9 protein-coding genes are annotated in these 6,944 nt (G+C 74.6%); all 9 read left to right on the top strand.

The window, feature by feature from the left end:
* Positions 1–585, top strand: a 585-nt coding sequence (locus tag IEZ00_RS17785; protein WP_189224392.1) for a class F sortase, incomplete at its 5' end; no start/stop codon positions are given.
* Between the two features lie 38 nt (positions 586–623).
* On the top strand, positions 624–1,781 hold the full coding sequence (locus tag IEZ00_RS17780) for a polysaccharide deacetylase family protein (RefSeq protein WP_189224391.1): 1,158 nt from the start codon (positions 624–626) through the stop codon (positions 1,779–1,781).
* Between the two features lie 104 nt (positions 1,782–1,885).
* Positions 1,886–2,005 (top strand): pyrroloquinoline quinone precursor peptide PqqA, encoded by a 120-nt coding sequence (pqqA, locus tag IEZ00_RS17775; RefSeq protein WP_189224390.1) that lies wholly within the window; start codon positions 1,886–1,888, stop codon positions 2,003–2,005.
* A gap of 62 nt (positions 2,006–2,067) precedes the next feature.
* Complete coding sequence (gene pqqC / locus IEZ00_RS17770) at positions 2,068–2,760, top strand: pyrroloquinoline-quinone synthase PqqC (RefSeq protein WP_189224389.1); 693 nt, start codon at positions 2,068–2,070, stop codon at positions 2,758–2,760.
* Positions 2,757–3,026, top strand: coding sequence for a pyrroloquinoline quinone biosynthesis peptide chaperone PqqD (gene pqqD, locus IEZ00_RS17765; protein WP_189224388.1), 270 nt, complete (start codon positions 2,757–2,759; stop codon positions 3,024–3,026). Before pqqC ends, pqqD begins: the two co-directional genes overlap by 4 nt.
* A complete protein-coding gene (pqqE, locus tag IEZ00_RS17760) occupies positions 3,019–4,092 on the top strand; it encodes a pyrroloquinoline quinone biosynthesis protein PqqE (protein WP_189224387.1) in 1,074 nt (357 codons plus the stop codon). The genes pqqD and pqqE overlap by 8 nt, the downstream gene beginning before the upstream one ends.
* Positions 4,089–4,964 (top strand): pyrroloquinoline quinone biosynthesis protein PqqB, encoded by an 876-nt coding sequence (gene pqqB, locus IEZ00_RS17755; protein ID WP_189224386.1) that lies wholly within the window; start codon positions 4,089–4,091, stop codon positions 4,962–4,964. The genes pqqE and pqqB overlap by 4 nt, the downstream gene beginning before the upstream one ends.
* A gap of 52 nt (positions 4,965–5,016) precedes the next feature.
* Positions 5,017–6,297: a sensor histidine kinase gene (locus IEZ00_RS17750; protein ID WP_189224385.1), complete on the top strand. Its 1,281-nt coding sequence runs from the start codon at positions 5,017–5,019 to the stop codon at positions 6,295–6,297.
* Positions 6,249–6,896, top strand: a complete 648-nt coding sequence (locus tag IEZ00_RS17745; RefSeq protein WP_189224384.1) for a LuxR C-terminal-related transcriptional regulator — start codon at positions 6,249–6,251, stop codon at positions 6,894–6,896. The genes IEZ00_RS17750 and IEZ00_RS17745 overlap by 49 nt, the downstream gene beginning before the upstream one ends.
* The last annotated feature ends 48 nt before the right edge of the window (positions 6,897–6,944 follow it).

Genomic DNA, 6,944 nt, shown 5'->3' with positions numbered 1-6,944 from the left:
GTGCCGCACCCGCTGGGCGACAGCCTGCGCACCGGCCGCGGCGTCGACCTGACGGGCGTGCTGGCGGGCGCGAACCCGCCCGCCACCCCGTCCACCCCTCCCCCAGCCACCCCCGACCCGCCCCCGCAGCGGCAGCCGACCGCGCAGCAGCCGGGCACCGTGCGGCTGCCCGCGGGCTCCACCGCCACGCTGGTGCGCCGCGAGGTCACCGCGGACGGCACCCTGCCGGTGCCCGACGGCGTCGGCGAGGCCACCTGGTGGGGCGTGGACCTGGGCGCCGCCGAAGGCGCCACGGTGCTCGCCGGGCACGTCAACTGGAAGGGCGCCACCGGCCCGTTCGACGAGCTGTGGCGGGCGCGGGTCGGCGGCGAGGTCACCGTGGTCGACACCGCGGGCAAGGCGTTCCGGTTCACCGTCAGCGAGGTCGCCACGGTGCGCAAGGACGACCTGCCGCGCCGGGCGGTGGAGCTGTTCGGGCCGCGCGGCGGGCACCGCCTGGTGCTGGTCACCTGCGGCGGGCGCTGGGTCGGCGGGCAGCTGGGCTACGAGGAGAACCGGGTGGTGATCGCGACTCCGGCGGGGTAGCGCGCAACCTCGGGGCACCCCGAGCCGTCTTGATCGGTGTGAAGCGATGGGGCTTGGTCTCTACTGCTGTCGCGCTGGCGTTGACGCTCGTGGTGCTGGCGGTCATGGGGGCGCGTGAACCGCTGCCCGGCAACGACGCGGGCGAGCTGGCCGCGCCGCTGCCGATGGCGCCGCGGGTGCCCACCAGCAGTTCCAGCGGTCCGCCGCCGACGGTGCCGCCCCCGGCGAACCCGCCGTCGTGGATGCGCCGCCTGCAGCCCAACGAGAAGCCGCCGCAGTTCGTGCTGTTCTCCTTCGACGGCGCCGCGTCCAAGGCGCACTGGGACCGCGTGCTGCCGCTGACCAAGCGGGTCAACGCGCACGTCACCGGCCTGCTGTCGGGCGTGTACCTGGTGGCCGACCAGGACAAGAGGAGCTACACCGGGCCGGGGCACGAGCCGGGGTACGCCTCCATCAGCTTCGGCGGCACCCGGCAGGAGGTGGCGCAGCGCATCGAGTACCTCAACGACGCCATCGAGGCGGGCCACGAGATCGGCACCCACTACAACGGCCACTACTGCCAGGGCGACGAGCCCAGCGTCGGCCGCTGGGACACCGCCGCGTGGAACCGCGAGCTGGACCAGTTCTTCGAGATCGTGGACAAGGCCAGGCGGCAGGGCTTCGCGCTGGACCCGGCGGCGGTGCGCGGCGGGCGCACGCCGTGCCTGGAGGGCAAGTGGGACCAGGCTTTCCCGGCCATGAAGCAGCACGGCCTGGTCTACGACACCAGCCACGTCAGCCTGGGCGTGGTGTGGCCGTCGGTGCAGGACGGGCTGTGGGAGTTCCCCATGCCCGAGGTGCGCGTGCCCGCGCTGGGCAAGCAGGTCGTGATGATGGACTTCAACCTCTGGTACGCGCTCAACGGCGCCAAGGAGGACGCCTCGAGGGCCGCCGAGTACACCCAGGTCGTGGTGGACACCTACCGCTCGGTGTACCGCAAGACGTTCAACAGCAACCGCGCGCCGCTGGTCATCGGCAACCACTTCAACGAGTGGGCGGGCGGCGCGTTCAGCGCGGCGGTCGAGCAGTACATGGGCGAGGTGTGCGTGCAGCCGGAGACCGTCTGCGCCACCTACACCGAGGTCATCCAGTGGATGCAATTGCAAGACCCCGTTGTGCTGGAGCAGTTCCGCCGGATGCCCGCCGCGCGGAACTGATTGCCGCGCAACACTTCCGGCGATCTGGCGCAGCCCTGGGTGGACGCTCTAACGTGGGTCGTGCCGCCGCGCCCCACGGAGATCGAGCATCCGAGGAGTTGCGCATGAAAGCCACGAAGACGGCTCGTCGCGTCCCGCCCAAGCCCAAGCGCGCCTGGGTCAGGCCCGACTTCCGGGACGTGGACACCCCCATGGAGGTCACCGCGTACGCCGCCCGCGCCTGACCAGCCGTCCCCGCCGTGGCTCCGGCCTGCCACGGGGTCACGGCCGACTCGAAGGGTCGCGGATGAGCCGACCGCTGGCGCCCGAGGAGTTCACCGCCCGGCTGCGGGCGCTGTCGTCGCGCTACTGGGACGACCACCCGTTCCACCTGCGGCTGCACGCGGGCGCGCTGGGCGAGCACGAGCTGCGGTCGTGGGCCGCGAACCGCTGGTACTACCAGCGCCGCATCCCGCAGAAGGACGCGGCGATCCTGGCCAACTGCCCGCTGCCGGAGGTGCGGCGGCGGTGGCGCGAGCGGATCGCCTGGCACGACGGCGAGCGCGCGGGCGAGGGCGGCGCGGAGAACTGGCTGCGCATGGCCGAGGCCGTGGGGCTGTCCAGGCAGGAGGTGCTCGACGAGCGGCACGTGCTGCCCGGTGTCCGGTTCGCCGTGGACGCCTACGTGACCTTCGCGCGCACCAAGCCGTGGGTCGAGGGGGTGGCCTCGGGGCTGACCGAGATGTTCTCCCGCGGCCTGATGGCGCGCAGGCTGGCCGACATGCGCGAGCGCTACCCGTGGATCGCCGAGGACGGCTTCGCCTACTTCACCTCGCGGCTGGCGGTGGTGGCCGACGAGGGCAAGTCCACCTTGGACATCGTGGTGCGGCACTGCCGCACGCGCGAGCAGCAGGACGCGGCGGTGGCCGCGCTGGCGTTCAAGTGCGACGTGCTGCGGGCGATCCTGGACGCGGTCGACTACCACGCGAGCGGGTCGTGAGCGCGGTGGACGTGGTGCCGCGACTGCGCCCCGGCGTCAAGCGGAGCTACGACGAGGTGCGGCGCTGCCACGTGGTGCTGTTCCCCGAGGGGGTGCTGGTGCTCAACGAGACCGCCGCCGCGGTGGTGGGGCTGTGCGACGGGCGCAACTCCGTCCGCGACATCGCCGCCCGGCTGGCCGCCGAGTTCGACGGGGTTCGGGTGGCGGACGTGGTGGAGCTGGTGGGCAGGCTGGCCGAGCGGAGGGTGGTGGAGCTGCGTGGCTGAGCCGCCGTTCGGGCTGCTCGCGGAGCTGACCCACCGCTGCCCGCTCAGCTGCGGGTACTGCTCGAACCCGGTGGAGCTGGTGCGCCGCGAGGCCGAGCTGGGCACCGCGCGCTGGTGCGAGGTGTTCGACCAGGCCCGCGCGCTGGGCGTGCTGCAGGTCCACCTCTCCGGCGGGGAGCCGCTGGCGCGCGGGGACCTGCCCGAGCTGGTCGAGCACGCGGCCGGGCTGGGCTGCTACGTGAACCTGGTGACCAGCGGGCTGGGCCTGACCGCCCGGCGGCTGGCCGACCTGGCCGCGCGCGGCGTCGACCACGTGCAGCTGTCGGTGCAGGACGCCCGGCCCGGCGAGGCCGACCTGATCGCGGGCGCGCGGGCGTTCGACCACAAGCTCGCCGCCGCCGGGCTGGTGCGGGAACTGGGCCTGCCGCTGACGGTGAACGCGGTGCTGCACCGGCTGAACCTGGACCGCGTGGACGGGATCATCGCGCTGGCCGAGCGGATGGGCGCGCAGCGGTTGGAGCTGGCCAACACCCAGTACTACGGCTGGGCGCTGCGCAACCGGGCGGCGCTGCTGCCGCGCCCGGACCAGCTGGCCCGCGCCGCCGAGGTGGTGGCCGCAGCGCGGGAGCGGCTGGCCGGGCGGATGGAGCTGGTCCACGTCGTCGCGGACTACCACGAGGCGCACCCCAAGCCCTGCATGCACGGCTGGGGCGCGCGGCAGCTCACCGTCGCGCCCGACGGCGACGTGCTGCCGTGCCCGGCGGCCGGGGTGATCCCGGACCTGGGCGTGGAGAACGTGCGGGACCGCCCGCTGGCCGACATCTGGCACCACTCGCGCGCGTTCAACGCCTTCCGCGGGTTCGACTGGATGCGCGAGCCGTGCCGCGGCTGCCCGCGCAAGGAGCTGGACTTCGGCGGCTGCCGCTGCCAGGCGTTCCAGCTCACCGGTGACGCGGCGAACACCGACCCGGTGTGCTCGCTGTCCCCGCACCGCGCCGAGGTGGACCGCGTGCTGGCGCTGGAGCCGGAGCCCGCCGCGCCGGTCCGGCGGGGGTTCGGGCGGTGAAGGTCGTGCTGCTGGGCACCGCGGCGGGCGGCGGTGCGCCGCAGTGGAACTGCGCGTGCGAGCTGTGCGCGCGCACCCGTGCGGGCGGGTTGCCCGCGCGGTCCCAGGACTGCCTGGCGGTCAGCGGGAACGGCGCGGACTGGTGGCTGGTCAACGCCTCCCCGGACCTGCGGGTCCAGCTGGCGGTCACGCCGGAGCTGGCGGCCGGGCCGGGGCCTCGGGACACCCCGGTGCGCGGGGTGCTGCTCACCGACGCCGAACTGGACCACACCCTCGGGCTGCTGACGCTGCGCGGGGCCGCCGGGTTGGCGGTGCACGCGCCCGCCGCGGTGCTGCACGCCTTGGCGGACACCCGCGCGGTGCTGGCGACCTACGCCGCGTGGTCGTGGCGGGAGGTCGGTTCCGAGCGGCCGGTGGAGCTGGCGGGCGGGCTCGTGGTGACCGCGCACCCGGTCAGCGGCAAGCGCCCCAAGTACGTCGGCGAGTCCTCTGTGGACGGTGCGTGGGTGGTGGCGTACCGGTTCGCCGACCCCGTCACCGGCGGCTCGCTGCTGTACGCGCCCTGCCTGGCCGCGTGGCCCGACGGGTTCGACGACCTGCTCGCCGCCTCGGACGTGGCGCTGCTGGACGGCACCTTCCACGCGCCGTCGGAGATGGGCTCGGCGACCGGCCGGGCGGGCGGGCAGGCCGCGATGGGGCACCTGCCGATCGTCGACAGCCTGCCCCGGCTGCGCCGCCACCCCGGCGTGCGGCGCGTCTACACGCACCTGAACAACACCAACCCCGTGCTCGACCCGTCCTCGGCGGAGCACGGCGCGCTGCGGGAGGCGGGCGTGGAGGTGCTGCCCGACGGGGCGCTGCTGGAGCTGTGATCGGGGGGTTGGACCTACCGCGCGGCAGCCCGCCGGTCGGGAGAATCGGCGCATGACGGACAAGGACCTGCTGCGCGGCGCGAGCGACCGCGCGCTGGCGGTCGTGCTGGCCGTGGCGAAGGCGCCGCTGGCGGTGCTGGGGTTGCCGCTGGTGCCGCTGCAACTGCTCGGCTACCCGCTGATCCTGGTCACCGTCGGCGTGCCGCTGACGCTGGGCGCGACCGCCCTGGCCCGCGGCTACGCCAACCTGCACCGCGACCTCGCGGGCCGGGTGCTGGGCGAGCAGATCCCCCGCCCGTACCGCGCGCCCGCCAACCGGGGGCCGATGACGCGCGTGCGGACCATCGCCACCGACCCGGCGACGTGGCGGGACCTGGCGTTCCTGCCGCTCAACGCGATCGTGTCGGTGCTCTTCGGCTTCCTGCCCGCCGCGCTGTGGGCCAGCGGCGCGCTGGCCATGGCCACCCCGCTGCTGTGGCAGCTGGGCGCGGACGGGCTGGCCTACCTCGGCATCGACGAGCGCACCCCCGGCGGCTACGTCGCCGTGCCGCTGCTGGCCACCGCCCACCTGGCGCTGGCGTGGTGGGCAACGCCCCGGCTGGTGCGGGTGCCCGCGCTGCTGGCCAGGTGGCTGCTCGCGCCGTCCGCGCGGGCCGCGCTGAGCACCCGCGTGCGCCAGCTCGCCGACTCGCGCGCGGACACCGTGGACGCGCAGGCCGCCGAGCTGCGCCGGATCGAGCGCGACCTGCACGACGGCGCGCAGGCCAGGCTGGTGGCGCTGGGCATGAGCCTGGGCATGGCCGAGGAGCTGCTGGCGCGCGACCCGGAGGCGGTGCGCGCCCTGCTGGCCGAGGCGCGCGAGTCGTCCTCCCTGGCGCTGGCCGAGCTGCGCGGCCTGGTGCGCGGCATCCACCCGCCGGTGCTGGCCGACCGCGGCCTGGACGGCGCGCTGCGGGCGCTGGCGCTGGCCCACCCGCTGCCGGTGGCGGTGGACGTGGAGCTGGCGGGCCGCCCGCAGGCCCCGGTGGAGTCCGCCGCCTACTTCGCGGCGGCCGAGGCGCTGACCAACGTGGCCAAGCACAGCGGCGCGACCGGGGCGTGGCTGCGCGTGCGGCACGAGGCGGGCGTGCTGAGGCTGGTCGTCGGCGACGACGGCCGCGGCGGCGCGCGGGCGGACGCGGGCGGCGGGTTGCGGGGGATCGAGCGCAGGCTGGCCGCCTTCGACGGCACACTCGTGATCACGAGCCCGGTCGGCGGGCCGACCACCGTGACCATGGAGCTGCCGTGCGCGTTGTCCTCGGAGAAGACCTCGTCCTGCTCAGAGACGGCCTGATCAGACTGCTGCGGGCCTACGACTTCGAGGTCGTCGAGGCGGTCGACTCCGGTCCGGCGCTGCTGGAGGCGCTGGTGCGGCACCGGCCGGACGTGGCGGTGGTGGACGTCCGGCTGCCGCCGACGTTCACCGACGAGGGGCTGCGCGCGGCCATCCGGGCCCGCAAGCGCGTGCCGGGGCTGCCGGTGCTGGTGCTCTCGCAGTACGTCGAGCGGCTCTACGCGCGCGAACTGCTGTCCGACCGCGGCGGCGCGGTCGGCTACCTGCTCAAGGACCGGGTCTCGGACGTGCGGCAGTTCGTCGACGCGATCCGCCGGGTGGCCGCGGGCGGCACCGCGATGGACCCCGAGGTGGTCACCCAGCTGCTCGCCCGAGGCGGTCGCGACCAGTCGCTGGCCGCGCTGACCCCGCGCGAGCGGGAAGTGCTCTCGCTGATGGCGGAGGGCCGTTCGAACGGGGCCATCGCGGCGCGGCTGTTCGTCACCGAGAAAGCGGTCGGCAAGCACATCGCGAACATCTTCGCCAAGTTGGACCTGCCGCTGTCGGAGGACGACAACCGCCGGGTGCTCGCGGTGCTGGCTTATTTGGACCGGCTGTAAATCGTTTCTTAGGCTAAGTAGCATTTCCTTTCCCGACGACCTGGGAGA

Source organism: Saccharothrix coeruleofusca (assembly GCF_014648515.1).
GTDB classification, from domain to species: Bacteria; Actinomycetota; Actinomycetes; order Mycobacteriales; family Pseudonocardiaceae; genus Actinosynnema; species Actinosynnema coeruleofuscum.
Note: the sequence above shows the minus strand (reverse complement) of the source record. Positions and strands in the feature narration are given on the sequence as shown.

Excerpts from the sequence above, each read along its gene's own strand:
- pqqA (WP_189224390.1), top strand. The coding sequence starts at position 1,886 with ATGAAAGCCACGAAGACGGCTCGTCGCGTCCCGCCCAAGCCCAAGCGC.
- pqqC (WP_189224389.1), top strand. The coding sequence starts at position 2,068 with ATGAGCCGACCGCTGGCGCCCGAGGAGTTCACCGCCCGGCTGCGGGCG.
- IEZ00_RS17750 (WP_189224385.1), top strand. The coding sequence starts at position 5,017 with ATGACGGACAAGGACCTGCTGCGCGGCGCGAGCGACCGCGCGCTGGCG.